Origin of the sequence: Nocardiopsis deserti (assembly GCF_008638355.1) — a bacterium.
GTDB lineage: Bacteria > Actinomycetota > Actinomycetes > Streptosporangiales > Streptosporangiaceae > Nocardiopsis > Nocardiopsis alborubida.
Genome location: NZ_VWVS01000035.1, coordinates 1 through 13855, shown reverse-complemented (window position 1 = coordinate 13855; position 13855 = coordinate 1). Strand labels below are relative to the sequence as shown.

Here is a 13855-nt window from a genome sequence, read left to right as displayed (position 1 = left end):
AGGAGTCGCATGTCAGCGGTGCTCTTGGTCGCGTCGATGATCGCGTTCGCGGGCGCGGTCACCATCGCGGCGGCCCGTTTCCTCTCACCCGGCGAGGCGAGGAAGGGGTCGTACGTCCTCCCCGGCGTCCTGTTCCTCGTCTACGCCGTCCTCTTCGGCCTGTGGATCGTGGTCCCGTGAGCCTGATCGACATCCGCGGCGTCTCCATGGCCCACGGCCGCCACCGGGTCCTGCACGAGGTCGACCTGCGGGTCGAACCCGGGCGGGTCTACGGGCTGCTCGGCCCCAACGGCTCGGGCAAGACCACCCTGCTCAAGTCGGTCCTCGGCGCCAACGACCACACCGGGACCATCGAGCGCGCACCGGGCCTGCGCGTGGGCCGCCTGATCGAGTACCCGGCGTTCTACGGCGGCCTGACCCTGCGGGAGAACCTGGAACTGCACGCCCGCTACCTGCGCACCTCCCTGGAGGAGGTCCCCGTCCTGCTGGCGGAGGTCGGGCTGGGCGAGCGGGCGGACCTGCGCTTCTCACGCACCTCCCTGGGCATGAGGCAGCGGCTCGGCATCGCCCGGGCGCTCCTGGGCGAACCCGGGCTGGTGCTGCTGGACGAGCCCACCAACGGCCTCGACCCCATCGGCATCCGCGACATCAGGGAGCTGGTCCGGGCCGTCCAGCGCGAACGGGGCACGAGCATGATCGTCTCCAGCCACAACCTGACCGAGATCGCCTCCCTGGCCGACCACCTGCTGTTCATGAGGTCGGGCCGGATCGTCCGGCGCATGGACGCCCGCGAGGTCGGGGGCGACCTGGAGGAGCTGTACGCGACGGTCCTGGGGGAGGACGCATGAGGACGCTGCTGGCCAACGAAATCCGCAAGATCCGCCGGGAGCGCTTCGTCTGGGCCGTCCTCGTGCTCGACGTCGTCCCGTTCGCGATGGTGGTCGTCAACTACGCCGTGAACGGCGGGGACCCCACCCTGCAGCGGTTCTACTTCACCTTCCACAACCAGTACACGATGGTCCTGCCCCTGGTGGTGTGCTCGACCGTCGCGGCCTGCTTCCACACCGAGTTCCGCAACGGCACCTACTTCGAGTGGCTCACCTGCGGCCGCTCCAAGACCGCGCTGTGGGCCGCGAAGCTGGCCGTCGCGTGCGCGCTGGTGGCGGTGATGGCGGCGGTGAACCACGTGGGACTGGTGGTGTTCTTCCTGGTCGAGAACCCCGGTGCCGGAATCCTGCGGATGAGCGCCGCCTACTGGCTGCTGGTCGGCGTGTCACTCGCCTCCGTGGCGCTGCTGTGCGCCCTGCTGACGCTGGTGACCCGCAACGTCGTCATCGTGAACGTGTTCGGGATCGGCCTGACCGTGGCCACGCTGGTGTTCATGGCCGCCGACTTCTCGTACGTGGTCCCCACCTGCTTCGCCTACCGGCTCAGCCTGGGCGTGATCGTGCCCGACGCGGCCTACCCCGACCCCGGGCAGGCGCTCGCGGTCGGCTGGACGGTGACGGCGCTGTCCCTGCTGCTGCCGCTCGCGGCCAACCTGCTGGTCATCACCCGGCGCCGCTACCTGCACTGAGCGGGGCCTCCCGCGCGTCCGCGGCGGCGGTGCCCGCCCCGGCAGGGCACCGCCGCCGGACGGGGCCTCCCCAGGTCAGCGCGCCGCGGCGGCGTGCACGAGGACGTCGTAGCCGTCGGTGGTGCGCTCCAGGTCCGCGCCGAGCGAGCGCACCCACGCGTCGAGCCGCTCCTGGACGGCCGGGCCGTCGCGGTCGTCGTCCACGGTCAGCTCGACCTCCAGGAACACGCCCACGCCGCGCAGCTCGTCCACGCACACGGTGATCTCGCCCGCCCTGCCGACGCGGCGGGTCTTGACGATGCGCAGGGCCGGAACGTAGCCGAACTGGAGGAGGACCCGGTGCATCTGCTCCCGGTCGGCGACGGCGGTCTCGTGCTCCACGTACTCCAGGGGGTTGGCGGCCGGGGTCTTGGCGGTGAGGACGTGCTCGCCGTCCTGGGTGCGCAGTCGGGCGAAGGCGCGTCCCGCCCTGGGCATGCCGAACTCCCAGCCGGGCGGGGCGTAGGCCTGGTCGTCCTGCTCCGCGGGCTCGGAGAGGGCGACCCCGGCGGAGCCGAGGGCGGCCAGGAGCGCGGCGGGGTCCGCGACGCGGTACTTGGCCTCGATCTCGCGCATGCGTGTGCTCCCGGGGAGGTTGGTACAGGGGTTGCCCACGATCTTACCGAGAGTGAGCGTTCCCCCGCGCTGCTCGCCCGGTCCTTCTCCGGGACGGGCCGGGGGAGAAGAACCGCCGGGAACGGCCAGGTCACCGGGGTGCGGGAAATCCCCGGTCGCGTCCGGCATGCGCGTCCCCCTTCCGGGCAGAGGGTAAAGACAGTCCCCTTGAACGGTGTGCTCCACCCCATGTACGGGCTGGTGGCGCCGCCTGCGGACCGGGGGACGACGCCGTGTGGTGCGCGGTGCGGCGCTCCACGCCCCCTGAAGGAGTACACCGAGTGGACGAGACAGCCAGCAGGGCGGGCTCGGGAGGACTGATCGAGGACTACCTGGCCCTGCGCCGCCACAAGTGGTGGCAGCGCGAGGCGCAAAGGCCCCAGGACGCCGTGATGGGCCGGGAGTGGACGATCGCCCCGGCGGACGAGGAGACCGAGGTCCCCGTGTCGTCGCTGGTGGTGGAGATGTCCGACCAGGAGGCGTGGTACTGGGGGTTCCGCGCTCCGGACAGCCTGCCGACGGACATGCGCTGGAGGGTGACCGTGCCCTACTCCCTGCCCGGGGGGCACCGGGGGCGGACCGCCGTGCGTGTGCTGCTCACCCTGGGCAACAGGGCCGAACTGGTGACGCCGCTGCACCCGGCGACCGCACCGCTGGACGTTCCGGTGGAGCGGATCGTGACGGACACGGACGTGCCCGCCGAGGAGCTGCCGGGGATGTGGCTGAGCGTGGCACTGCTGGGCGGAGCGGACGCACAGGGGTTCCGCGCGCTCTCCTGACCCCCGTGCGCCCTGCCGCCCCGCTCCGGCCGCCCGGGCGGCCGTTCGGCCCCGCTCCCGCACGGCCCCCGGAGTGCTCGGCCCCGGGGGTTCCCGAGGGGCCCGCCGGGGTCGGTCGTCGCGCGCCGCCGGGTCACCGGGCCCGGCGGCGCGGCCCGGCCGCCCCTCAGGGGGGGGGGGCCCGCGGCGGCCCCCCCGGGAACTGCCCGTCCCCTGACCGGTGAGGGCGCGGCCGGTCCGGGGCCCGGCCGGTCAGCCCTTCAGGTCCGTGTGGCCGTCGGCGTCCACCCGGCTCTTCTGGGCGGTCCAGGCGCGGGCCTGCTCACTGATCGTGCAGCCCAGGCCGGGCCGGTCCGGAACGATCATGCGCCCGCCCGCGGTCTCCAGCCGTTCCTCGAACAGGGGCTGGAGCCAGTCGAAGTGCTCCACCCAGGGATCGAGCTCGTAGGCCGCGGCCAGGTGCAGGTGGATCTCCATCGCGAAGTGCGGCGCCATCCGCACCCCGGCCCTGCGCCCCTGGGCCATGACGTCCAGGAACGGGGTGATGCCCCCGACCCGGGGCGCGTCCGGCTGCATGAAGCCCACGGCACCGGCCCGGATCAGCGCCTCGTGCTCGGCGGGGCTGGTCAGCATCTCGCCGGTGGCAATGGGTGTGGCCAGCTCACGGGCCAGGTCCGCGTGGCCCCGGACGTCGTAGGCGTCCAGCGGCTCCTCGATCCAGACCAGGTCGAACCGGTCCAGGAGGCGCCCCATGCGCGCGGCCGAGCCCCGGTTCCACTGCTGGTTGGCGTCGACCATGAGCGGGAAGTCGCCCAGTTCCTCGCGCACGGCCTCCACGCGGGCCAGATCGACCCGGTGGTCGGGGTGGCCGACCTTGATCTTGATGCCGCCGATGCCCGCGGCGCGGGCGGCACGGGTGTTGTCCAACACCTCCTCCAGCGGCGCGGACAGGAACCCGCCGGAGGTGTTGTAGCAGTCGACCGCGTCGCGGTGCGCTCCCAGGAGCTTGGCCAGCGGCAGCCCGGCCCGCTTGGCCTTGAGGTCCCACAGGGCGATGTCCATCGCGGCGATGGCCTGGGTGGCCAGCCCGCTGCGCCCCACCGAGGCCCCCGCCCACACCAGGCGGGTCCACAGGCGCTGGATGTCGCTGGGGTCCTCACCGATCAGCTCCGGGGCCACCTCGCGCGCGTGGGCGTACTGGCCGGGTCCCCCGGCGCGCTTGGAGTAGGTGAAACCGACGCCTTCGAGCCCCTGCTCGGTGGTGATCTCGGCGAAGAGCATCGACACCGAGGTCAGCGGCTTCTGGCGCCCGGTGAGCACCTTGGCGTCGCTGATGGGGGTGGACAGGGGCAGGTCGACGCGGGACAGCGTCACCGAGGCGATGGCGTCGGCGGCGGTGCCCCGTGCGGCGCCGGGGCTGGCGCCGCTCCGCGGCTCAGCGGGTGTGTTCATGGGGTCTCCAGGGTGGGTGTGAGGGGCGCCTGGTGGGTCGGGAGACGGCTTGACCTGCGATGATCTTGTACTTATAGCGAGCTTCGGTGCTCCGGACCCGCTATAAGTACAAGGTCACGGTGAGGGTGCGGTCCGTCAGCGCACCATCGCGGGGCGCTTGGGGTCGAAGGTCCAGTCGGGGACCAGGTGGCGCATGGCCGCCGCGTCGTCGCGCGCGCCCAGGCCGTGCTCCAGGTACAGCTCGTGCGCGGCGGCCAGGGCGTCGCGGTCCAGCTCCACGCCCAGGCCGGGGGCGGTCGGCACGGTGACGGCGCCGTCCTCGATCCGGAAGGGCCTGCGGGTCAGGGCCTGGCCGTCCTGCCAGATCCAGTGGGTGTCCAGGGCGGTGATGTCGCCGGGGGCGGCGGCTCCCACGTGGGTGAACATCGCCAAGGAGATGTCGAAGTGGTTGTTGGAGTGCGAACCCCAGGTCAGACCGAAGTCGTCGCACAGCTGGGCCACGCGCACCGAGCCGCGCATGGTCCAAAAGTGCGGGTCGGCCAGCGGGATGTCCACCGCGTTGACGCGGACGCTGTGCGCCATCTGGCGCCAGTCGGTGGCGATCATGTTGGTGGCGGTGCGCAGACCGGTGGCCCGCCGGAACTCCGCCATGACCTCGCGTGCGGAGTAGCCGCCCTCGGCGCCGCAGGGGTCCTCGGCGTAGGCCAGGACGCCGTGCAGGTCGGAGCAGAGCGCGGTCGCCTCGGCCAGCGACCAGGCGCCGTTGGGGTCGATGGTGACGCGGGCGTCGGGGAAGCGCGCGGCCAGGGCCCGGACGGCGGCGGCCTCCTCCTCGCCCGCCAGCACCCCGCCCTTGAGCTTGAAGTCGCGGAAGCCGTAACGGCTCTGGGCCGCCTCGGCCAGGGCGACGACGGCCTCGGGGGTGAGCGCGGGCTCGCTGCGCAGGCGCTCCCAGTCGTCGGCGGGGTCCTTGGCCACCGGGTAGGGCAGCGGTGTGCGGTCGCGGTCGCCGACGTAGAACAGGTAGCCCAGCATGGGCACCCGCTCGCGTCGGCGGCCCTCGCCGAGCAGGTCGCAGACGGGCACACCCAGGTGCTGGCCCAGCAGGTCGAGCAGGGCCGACTCCAGGGCGGTGACCGCGTGCACGGTGGTGCGCAGGTCGAAGGTCTGTTCGCCCCGCCCGCCCCGGTCGCGGTCGGCGAAGGCGTCCTGGACGCGGCGCAGGAGGGGGTTGAGCTGGGCGACGGGGCGCCCGACGAGCAGTTCGGCGGCATCGGCGATGGTGGCGCGGATGGGCTCGCCGCCGGGGACCTCACCGACGCCGGTGCGTCCCTCGCTGTCGGTGAGGATGGCGATGTTGCGGGTGAAGAAGGGGCCGTGGGCGCCGCTGAGGTTGAGCAGCATGCTGTCGCGTCCGGCCACCGGCACCACGTCGACGGAGGCGATGGTGGGCGTGCTCATGCGTGGTCTCCTCCGGGCACGACGGTGCCCTCGACTCGTCGGTTCAACCGCCAGGGGTTGTCCTGACGCAGCGGGGGCGGCAGAAGGGCGTCGGGCATGTCCTGGTAGCTGACCGGCCGCAGGAACCGGTGCAGGGCCAGGCTGCCCACCGAGGTGCCCCGGGCGTCGGAGGTGGCCGGGAAGGGACCGCCGTGGACCATCGCGTGGGTCACCTCCACGCCCGTGGGCCAGCCCCCGAACAGGACGCGGCCCGCGCGGCGCTCCAGCACCGGCAGCAGGGCGCGCGCCGCCGCCAGGTCGTCGGCGTCGCCGGTGTCGGCGTGCAGGGTGGCGGTGAGCTGCCCCTCCAACTCCTCCAGCGCGGCGGGCAGGGCGGCGGCGTCGGGATAGCGCACCACCGTGCCCGCGGCGCCGAAGACCTCCTCGCTCAGACGCGGGTCGGCCGTGAGGTCGGCCAGGGACACCTCGGCCAGGGCGGGAGCGGGTGCGTTGGGGCCCTCCCCCTCACCGCCCCTGGCCCGCAACGCGACCTCCGGACGCCCGCCCAGGGCGTCCACCCCGTCGCGGAAGGCCCGGGCGATGGGGGCGGTGAGCATCGTCTGCCCCGTGGCGTCGGCCACCAGCCGCGCGGCGGCCTCCACGAACCGGTCCCCGTCCGGGGTGGAGGGGACGAACACCAGCCCGGGGTTGGTGCAGAACTGCCCCGCCCCCAGGGTGAGCGAGGCGACGTAGGCCCCGGCCAGGTCCTGCGCGCCCTGTCCGGCGAGCGCGCCGGGCAGCACGAACACGGGGTTGACCGAGGACATCTCGGCGAAGACCGGGATCGGTTCGGGGCGCTCGGCCGCGATCCGCATCAGGGCCAGTCCGCCGGTCCGCGACCCGGTGAAGGCCACGGCCTTCACGCGCGGGTCGGCGACCAGCTCCTGTCCGATGCCGTTGCCCTCCCCGAACAGCAGGGAGAACACGCCCCCGGGCAGACCGCTCTCGCGCACCGCGTCGGCCACGGCGCGCCCGACCAGCGCGGCGGTGCCGGGGTGGGCGTTGTGGCCCTTGACGATCACCGGGCACCCGGCGGCCAGGGCCGAGGCCGTGTCGCCTCCGGCGGTGGAGAAGGCCAGGGGGAAGTTGCTCGCGCCGAAGACCACCACGGGCCCGACGGGGATGTGCGCCAGGCGCAGGTCGGAGCGGGGCTGGGGGGCGCGGTCGGGCAGCGCCGGGTCGATACGGGCGCCGAGGGCGTCGCCCTGGGCCACGACGTCGGCGAACATGCGCAGCTGGCCGGTGGTGCGGGCCCGCTCCCCCGTCAGGCGCTGGCGCGGCAGGCCGCTCTCGCGCACCGCCCGGTCCACGAGCGCGTCGCCCAGGGCGTCGATGTTGTCGGCGACGCGGCGCAGGAAGGCCGCGCGCTCGGCGGGCGACTGGGCGCGGAAGGCGTCCAGGGCCTGCTCGGCGGCGCGGGTGGCCTCCTGGATCTGGCGGGAGTCCACCAGGCCCACGGGCTCGCCGAACTCCTCCCCCGTGGCGGGGTCGGTCGCGCGCAGGCTCCCGGCCGCGCCCTCGACGGGAGCGCAGGCCACCAGCGGTCCGAGGACGTCCGTGCCTGTGCCCGTGTCTGTGCCCGTGTCCGTCGGGTCCGGAGTGTGCTCGGCCATTCAGGCGACCTTTCCGACCAGCGCGGCCAGCTCGTCGCGCTCGGTCTGGGTGAGTGCGGTCAGGGGCGGCCGGACGGGACCGCCGTGGCGCCCCACGGCGTCGAGCCCGGCCTTGACGATGGAGACCGCGTAGCCGCGCATGCGGTCGCGGATGTCCAGGTAGGGGAGGACGAAGTCGTTGAGCTTGCGGTACACCGACTCCCTGTCGCGGGCCTGCACGTCCGCGTAGAAGCCCAGGGCGAACTCGGGCGCGAAGTTGTACATCGCCGAGGAGTAGGTGCTCACCCCCAGTTCCAGCAGGGGCAGGGCGAAGGTCTCGGCGGTGGGCAGGCCGCCGATGTAGATCAGCCGCTCACCGACCCTGGCGTAGACGCGGGTCATCGCCTCGATGTCGCCGACGCCGTCCTTGAAGCCGATGAGGTTGGGGTTGCGCTCGGCCAACTCGGCCACGGAGCGGTCGTCGAGCACGGCGTTGGCCCGGCTGTAGACCACCACTCCCAGGTCGGTGGCCCGGCAGACCGCGCTGACGTGCTCGACCAGGCCGGGCTGCCCGGCCTCGGTGAGGTAGGGCGGCATGAGCAGGACTCCGTCCGCGCCCGCCTCCTGGGCGGCGCGGGCCTGGAGGGCGGCCGCCGCGGTGCCACCGGTGGCCGGGGCGAGCACCGGGACCCTGCCCCCGACCTCGTCGACCGCCGTGCGCACCACGCGGTCGATCTCGGCCGGGGTGAGGGAGAAGCCCTCACCGGTGCCCCCGGCGGCGAACAGCCCGGCCACGTCGTGGCTGGCCTGCCAGGCCAGGTGCTCCCGGTAGCGCCCCTCGTCGAAGGCCAGATCGCCGTCGAAGTGGGTCACGGGGAAGGACAGGAGCCCGGACCTGAGCCTCCCGGCCAGGTCGTCTGGGTGCATCGCGTTCACGTGTCGTCCTCGGTTCTGCGGCTCGGGCCCCGGGGTTGGTGGGCCCGCACGGTGTTGCCGCTACCGTACGGAGCCTCGTTCGATGCTGTCCAAGATTCCTTGGGCATCAACTGATACCCATCGGGCATCAGGAGCTCCCGCCGTCGGCGGCGGGCCACGCCTGGAGCACCCGCGGCACGACGGGGTTGGGCGAGTCGTGGAGCCAGATGAGGTGGAGTTCGACGGGATCCTCGGGCAGCCCCTCCAGATCGCGGTAGACCACCCCCGCCACACCCAGGCCGGTCACCGAGGCGGGCACGAAGGCGATCCCGCGCCCGGCGGCGACGAGCCAGACCATGGTCATGACCTGGCTGACCGTGTGCACCACGTTCTGGTGGGCAATGGGCAGCAGCCCGACCACGAGGTCGTAGAAGTAGCGGGCCTTGATCGGGGAGTGCATGATCAGCGGCACGTCGACCAGGTCGTCGGCGGACAGGGGGCCCTCACGGCGCGCCAGCGGGTGCTGTTCGGGCACCGCGACCAGCAGCCGCTCCCGGAGCTGGACCCGCGACCCGAACAGGTCGGTGTCCAGGGGCGGCCGGGCCAGGCCCATGTCGATCTCGCCCGACAGCAGGGCCGCGGCCTGCTCCTTGGTGACCATCTCGAACAGGTCGACGGCGATCTCGGGCAACTGCCTCTCCAGGGAGTTGACCATCTCCCCCAGCAGGCCGTAGGAGGAGACCGCGGTGAAGCCGATCCGCAGCGTGCCCCGCGACCCCTCGGAGATGCGCCGCGCCAGGTCGGGGGCGCTCTCGGCCAGGGAGAGCAGGCGCCGGGCCTCGATCAGGAAGGCCTCCCCCGCCGCGGTCAGGACCACGTGGCGCCGGTCGCGCTCCAGCAGGCGGACGCCGACGGCGCGTTCGAGCTTCTGGATCTGGCGGCTGAGCGGGGGCTGGGTCATGGACAGCCGCTCCGCGGCCCGTCCGAAGTGGAGTTCCTCGGCGACGGCGACGAAACCGCGCAGCTGGTCGAAGGAGAACATGATGCCCGGAAGGTATCAGCTTATGCCGCATTCGACTTGGACATGCATGATCGCGTGTTCCTATGCTGCCACTCACCGAAGTACGTGACCGCGTTCACACAGACCCTCCGACGTGTGCGGACGACGGCCGCAAGAAAGGCGAGGAACCATGACCCACATGCCGCACAGGAGTCGCGCCCGCCGGTGCGCGGCCCCGGTCCTCGCAGCGGGGCTCACCGTGTCGTTGGCGGCCTGCGGCGGGAACCTGTCCGGCGGGGGCTCCGCCGAGGGCGAGTTCCCCCGGGGGCCGATCACCGTGATGGTCGGACAGGACCCGGGCGGCAGCACCGACCTCATCGCCCGCGCGCTGGCCGACGGCGCCCAGGAAGGGCTCGGCGTCGCGCTCCCCGTGGTCAACACCCCCGGCGCCAACGGCGCCCTGGCCGCCAACGAGCTCGCCTCCCAGGAGCCCGACGGCCAGAACCTGCTCGTCATCAACGCCTCCCTGACCGCGATCACCCCCCTGGCCGTCTCCGAGGAGGAGGCGGTCGACATCGCCGACTACGAGGTCGTGACCGGCGTCTCGCGCGACGACTACGTGCTCGTCACCGCGGCCTCCTCCGACTACGACACCCTCCAGGACCTCGTCGACTCCGGTGACGAGGTCGACTACGGCACCACCGGAGTGGGGACCGGCAGCCAGCTGTCCCAGGCGCTGCTGTTCGAGCAGGCCGGGATCTCGGGCACCCCCGTCCCCTTCGACGGCGGCTCCCCCACCCTGACCGCCGTCCTGGGCGAGCAGGTGGACGTGGCCTCGGTCCAGCTCGGCGAGGCCATCGCGCAGATCGAGGCCGGTGAGATCACCCCCCTGGCCACGTTCGCCGAGGAGCGCAACCAGTACCTGTCCGACGTTCCCAGCGCGGTCGAGGCCGGGTACGACGTGCGCGTCTCGCAGTACCGGGCCGTGGTCGCCCCCCAGGGCACGTCCGAGGAGGTCGTGGAACGGCTGCGCACGGCGTTCACCGAGGTCTTCGCCAGTGACGCCTACCAGGAGTTCAACGAGAACAACCTGCTCACCCCGCACGAACTGGAGCCCGCCGAGCTGACCGGGGAGTGGTCCTCCTTCGCGCAGGAGTACGCCGACATGGTGGAGGAGTACGGCATCGACATGGGCGAGGGCCAGTGAGCGAGCCGCGCACCCGGGGCGCGGGAGCGCCTGTGTCCGCCGCCGGGGAGCCCGCGGCGAGGGAGCCCACCGCGCGGGAGGCCGGGTCGGAGGGGGCCGACGCTCAGGAGAGCGCGGCGAAGGGAAGCGACGCGCAGGAGACCGCGGCCCAGAAGGCCACCACGCCCGCGGGCACCGATCCCGGAGCACGGCAGGGCGAGCCGAAGCAGGCCGTTCTGGAGCAGGGCGTTTCGGAAGAGGGCGTCCTGGAGGGGGGCGTGCCGGAGGAGGCCTCACCGGAGGAGGACGTTCCGAAGCAGGCCGTTCCGGAGGAGGGCGAACCGCAGGACGGCGTACCGGAGGACGACGAGCCCCCGAAGCCCCTGGGCCCCTGGGCCAACAGCGCGGTGGCCCTGACCGTCATCGCCCTGGGCGTGGCCGGGGCCGCCGGGTCCTGGGCGCTCGGTCCGGGAACCCCCGCCGACCCCGGCTCGGGCACCTGGCCCCTGCTCGTCAGCGTGGCGATCGCCGCGCTGGGGGTGGTCCTGCTGGGGCTGGCCCGCCGGACCGCCGACACCGAGGTCTTCTCCGCCTCCTCCTGGAAGGTCCTGGCCGGGATCGCCACCATGGTCGGCTTCGTCGCCGTGGTCGGCGTGATCGGCTTCGAGATCCCCTCCGCGCTCCTGGCCTTCGTGTGGCTGCGCTTCCTCGGGGGCGAGTCGTGGCGCCTGTCCGCCATCGCCTCGGTCCTCATCGTGGTCGCCTTCTACACGGTCTTCGTCGGCCTGCTGGCCGTGCCGATCCCCCACCTCTTCTAGGACATCATGTTGGATTCCCTGACACCCATGATCAACGGGTTCGGTGTCGTCCTCGAACCGGTCAACCTGCTCTACTGCCTGATCGGCGTCGTGGTCGGCATGCTGGTCGGGGTCCTGCCCGGGCTGGGGCCCGCGGCCACGATCGCGATCCTGCTCCCCCTGACCTTCGGCCTCGAACCGGTGACCGCGATCATCATGCTCGCGGGCATCTTCTACGGCGCCCAGTACGGGGGGACGATCACCTCGGTCCTGCTGCGCCTGCCCGGCGAGGCGTCCTCGGTGGTGACGGTCTTCGACGGCCACATGCTGGCCCGCCAGGGCCGGGCCGGGACCGCGCTGGGCATCGCGGCCGTGGGCTCGTTCGTGGGCGGGACCGTGTCGATCGTGGCCCTGTCCCTGGTCGCGCCCCTGGTGGCCAGCTTCGCCCTGGACTTCGGGCCGCCCGAGTACACCGCGCTGGCACTGCTGGGCATCCTGCTGGTGTCCACGGTCGGCAACGGCAGCCGGATCAAGGCGATCATCGCCGCCTGTGTGGGCCTGCTGCTGGCCACGGTCGGGCTGGACACCTTCACCGGCGCCGAACGCTTCACCTTCGACTCCCTGGCGCTGACCGACGGGATCGACTTCGTGCCGATCGCGATGGGCCTGTTCGGCATCGGGGAGATCCTGCACAGCCTGGAGGAGCGGCACAAGGCACCGGCCAAGCCCCTCAAGGTCGCCAACACCTGGCCCTCGCGCAAGGATCTGCGCCAGTCGTCGGGGGCGATCGGGCGGGGCTCGCTCATCGGCTTCGTGCTGGGCATCCTGCCCGGTGGAGGCGCCACCCTGTCCTCCCTGGCGGCCTACGCGATGGAGAAGCGGCGCTCCCGCAACCCCGAGCGCTTCGGCAAGGGGGCCGTGGAGGGCGTGGCCGCGCCGGAGACGGCCAACAACGCCGCCGCCACCTCCTCGTTCATCCCGCTGCTGACGCTGGGGATCCCTGCCAACGCGACGATGGCGATCATCTTCGGCGCGCTGCTCATCCAGGGGGTGCCGCCGGGGCCGGAGCTGGTGTCCCAGGAACCGGAGCTGTTCTGGGGCGTCATCAACTCGATGTACGTCGGCAACATCCTGCTGCTGATCATGAGCATTCCACTGGTGGGGCTGTTCGTGCGGATCCTGCGGGTGCGCCCGACGATCCTGGCGCCCATCACGGTGCTGATCACGCTGGTGGGCGTGTACACCGTGCGCAACAGCGTCTTCGACATCGTGCTGGTGGTCGTCTTCGGGCTGCTGGGCTACCTGATGAAGAAGTTCGGCTTCGACCCGGGGCCGCTGGTGCTGGCCTTCGTCCTGGGTTCGCTGCTGGAGAGTTCGCTGCGCCGGTCGCTGCTGCTCTTCGACGGAGATCCCACGGGGTTCCTGACCCGGCCGATCTCGGGGACGCTGCTGCTGTTGTTGGCGGTGGTGATCATGGTGCCGCTGGCGCGCGCTCTGTGGCGGAGGCTCAGGGGCAGCGGCAGGGACGGTGGCAGTGGCAGTGGCAGGGACGGTGGAAGCGCCAGCGATAGTGGCAGGGATAGTGGCGGGGCCGGGGAGTCCGCCGGAAAGGTGGACGTCTGACCCGTCATCGGCTCGTCCACGCAGTGCTCCGGCCCCGGGTGATCGCCCGGGGCCCTTCCCGTTCCCGTGTTTTCCACAGGTGGTGGTTGGGGGTGGCAGCGAGTAGCTCCGTGATGGTTTCCTGGAAATAGGGGGGATCCCACCCACGTGCGTTTCGGCATGCCCTCAACCGGCCGACAGCAGGAAAAGAACAAGGAATTGAGGGGTAGGGAGGGGCCGCCAACAGGGTCCCTCCCTACGCCATTTCTGCCAGGGGTTGTTGGCGGCAACGAAAGCGCACCTGCTGCCGCGCAAGGGCGAGGGAAGGCGGAGAAACGGTCAGCGTCCGGCGGGGGCAGGGGTGTCCGACGAACAGCGGCACCAAAGGCGGGAGCCACTGGCGGAGGGCGACCAACGCCCAGGGCGTGGGGGTGGTGGGGCTCTGCTGCGTCGGCACCAACGACAGGCGAACCCTCCGGCCTTGGGCAACGCCTCCGACCCCTGCGGCCAGGGGTGGGCGACGGTGGCACCAACAGCGAGCGACCATTCTGGTTGCGCCTTTTTGGGCGGCTTTCGGATCGCCGTAATTGTGGCCTGCCAATCATGGGCAGATCTCCGAGAAGAAAGCCAGAAGGGCAGGAAATCCAGGGCTGTGAATAGTGGAATAATGGCGGACGCTGGCTTATAATAAGAGGTATGGAGATGATGCTTGCAGCGCCCGACGTGGCCCCCGGGGAGTGCTCCCCGGTCGTGGTCGCGCTGGCCGGTGCGCGCGAGATCATCGACCAGGCATGGGACGCCG

The 13855-nt window shown here is 72.2% G+C and carries 13 protein-coding genes; 7 read left to right on the top strand and 6 right to left on the bottom strand.

Annotated elements, in window-relative coordinates:
• Positions 1-9: 9 nt before the first annotated feature.
• From FYW99_RS30885 to FYW99_RS30875, 3 genes are read left to right on the top strand one after another with little or no spacing between them, the layout of a single operon-like run.
• A complete protein-coding gene (locus FYW99_RS30885) occupies positions 10-180 on the top strand; it encodes a histidine kinase (RefSeq protein WP_150256018.1) in 171 nt (56 codons plus the stop codon).
• Positions 177-848 carry an ABC transporter ATP-binding protein gene (locus tag FYW99_RS30880; RefSeq protein ID WP_150256015.1) on the top strand — a complete coding sequence of 224 codons (672 nt, stop codon included), beginning with the start codon at positions 177-179 and terminating at the stop codon, positions 846-848. The genes FYW99_RS30885 and FYW99_RS30880 overlap by 4 nt, the downstream gene beginning before the upstream one ends.
• The gene (locus FYW99_RS30875) at positions 845-1576 is read left to right on the top strand and encodes an ABC transporter permease (RefSeq protein ID WP_150256013.1); all 732 of its coding nucleotides are present in this window, start codon (positions 845-847) and stop codon (positions 1574-1576) included. The genes FYW99_RS30880 and FYW99_RS30875 overlap by 4 nt, the downstream gene beginning before the upstream one ends.
• A 75-nt stretch (positions 1577-1651) precedes the next feature.
• On the opposite strand, the gene FYW99_RS30870 is transcribed toward FYW99_RS30875, so the two are convergent.
• Positions 1652-2191, bottom strand: a complete 540-nt coding sequence (locus tag FYW99_RS30870; RefSeq protein ID WP_150256011.1) for a class IV adenylate cyclase — start codon at positions 2189-2191, stop codon at positions 1652-1654.
• A gap of 320 nt (positions 2192-2511) precedes the next feature.
• On the opposite strand from FYW99_RS30870, the gene FYW99_RS30865 reads away from it, so the two are divergent.
• Positions 2512-3009 carry a hypothetical protein gene (locus tag FYW99_RS30865; RefSeq protein ID WP_150256009.1) on the top strand — a complete coding sequence of 166 codons (498 nt, stop codon included), beginning with the start codon at positions 2512-2514 and terminating at the stop codon, positions 3007-3009.
• 252 nt (positions 3010-3261) lie between these two features.
• On the opposite strand, the gene FYW99_RS30860 is transcribed toward FYW99_RS30865, so the two are convergent.
• From FYW99_RS30860 to FYW99_RS30840, 5 genes are all read right to left on the bottom strand, one after another.
• Positions 3262-4461: an L-talarate/galactarate dehydratase gene (locus FYW99_RS30860; RefSeq protein WP_150256007.1), complete on the bottom strand. Its 1200-nt coding sequence runs from the start codon at positions 4459-4461 to the stop codon at positions 3262-3264.
• A gap of 135 nt (positions 4462-4596) precedes the next feature.
• Positions 4597-5922 carry an enolase C-terminal domain-like protein gene (locus tag FYW99_RS30855; protein WP_150256005.1) on the bottom strand — a complete coding sequence of 442 codons (1326 nt, stop codon included), beginning with the start codon at positions 5920-5922 and terminating at the stop codon, positions 4597-4599.
• Positions 5919-7574 carry an aldehyde dehydrogenase (NADP(+)) gene (locus FYW99_RS30850; protein WP_150256003.1) on the bottom strand — a complete coding sequence of 552 codons (1656 nt, stop codon included), beginning with the start codon at positions 7572-7574 and terminating at the stop codon, positions 5919-5921. Before FYW99_RS30850 ends, FYW99_RS30855 begins: the two co-directional genes overlap by 4 nt.
• Complete coding sequence (kdgD, locus tag FYW99_RS30845) at positions 7575-8480, bottom strand: 5-dehydro-4-deoxyglucarate dehydratase (protein ID WP_190394891.1); 906 nt, start codon at positions 8478-8480, stop codon at positions 7575-7577.
• Positions 8481-8616: 136 nt separating this feature from the next.
• On the bottom strand, positions 8617-9510 hold the full coding sequence (locus FYW99_RS30840) for a LysR family transcriptional regulator (RefSeq protein ID WP_150255998.1): 894 nt from the start codon (positions 9508-9510) through the stop codon (positions 8617-8619).
• Between the two features lie 157 nt (positions 9511-9667).
• Here FYW99_RS30840 and FYW99_RS30835 point away from each other — a divergent pair, with 157 nt between their 5' ends.
• Genes FYW99_RS30835 through FYW99_RS30825 form a run of 3 tightly spaced genes read left to right on the top strand, consistent with a single transcriptional unit; the run spans position 9668 to position 13074 of the window.
• On the top strand, positions 9668-10675 hold the full coding sequence (locus FYW99_RS30835; RefSeq protein WP_150255994.1) for a Bug family tripartite tricarboxylate transporter substrate binding protein: 1008 nt from the start codon (positions 9668-9670) through the stop codon (positions 10673-10675).
• Positions 10676-10707: 32 nt separating this feature from the next.
• Entirely contained in the window at positions 10708-11472 is a 765-nt protein-coding gene (locus tag FYW99_RS30830; RefSeq protein ID WP_223839835.1) for a tripartite tricarboxylate transporter TctB family protein, read from the top strand.
• 27 nt (positions 11473-11499) lie between these two features.
• Positions 11500-13074 carry a tripartite tricarboxylate transporter permease gene (locus FYW99_RS30825; protein ID WP_150256066.1) on the top strand — a complete coding sequence of 525 codons (1575 nt, stop codon included), beginning with the start codon at positions 11500-11502 and terminating at the stop codon, positions 13072-13074.
• Positions 13075-13855: the final 781 nt, after the last annotated feature.

What these genes read in the sequence shown, in the direction of transcription:
- FYW99_RS30850 (WP_150256003.1), bottom strand. Translation starts at nt 7,574, where the DNA reads ATGGCCGAGCACACTCCGGACCCGACGGACACGGGCACAGACACGGGC.
- FYW99_RS30870 (WP_150256011.1), bottom strand. Translation starts at nt 2,191, where the DNA reads ATGCGCGAGATCGAGGCCAAGTACCGCGTCGCGGACCCCGCCGCGCTC.
- FYW99_RS30835 (WP_150255994.1), top strand. Translation starts at nt 9,668, where the DNA reads ATGCCGCACAGGAGTCGCGCCCGCCGGTGCGCGGCCCCGGTCCTCGCA.
- FYW99_RS30885 (WP_150256018.1), top strand. Translation starts at nt 10, where the DNA reads ATGTCAGCGGTGCTCTTGGTCGCGTCGATGATCGCGTTCGCGGGCGCG.
- FYW99_RS30860 (WP_150256007.1), bottom strand. Translation starts at nt 4,461, where the DNA reads ATGAACACACCCGCTGAGCCGCGGAGCGGCGCCAGCCCCGGCGCCGCA.
- FYW99_RS30825 (WP_150256066.1), top strand. Translation starts at nt 11,500, where the DNA reads ATGATCAACGGGTTCGGTGTCGTCCTCGAACCGGTCAACCTGCTCTAC.
- kdgD (WP_190394891.1), bottom strand. Translation starts at nt 8,480, where the DNA reads ATGCACCCAGACGACCTGGCCGGGAGGCTCAGGTCCGGGCTCCTGTCC.
- FYW99_RS30875 (WP_150256013.1), top strand. Translation starts at nt 845, where the DNA reads ATGAGGACGCTGCTGGCCAACGAAATCCGCAAGATCCGCCGGGAGCGC.
- FYW99_RS30855 (WP_150256005.1), bottom strand. Translation starts at nt 5,922, where the DNA reads ATGAGCACGCCCACCATCGCCTCCGTCGACGTGGTGCCGGTGGCCGGA.
- FYW99_RS30840 (WP_150255998.1), bottom strand. Translation starts at nt 9,510, where the DNA reads ATGTTCTCCTTCGACCAGCTGCGCGGTTTCGTCGCCGTCGCCGAGGAA.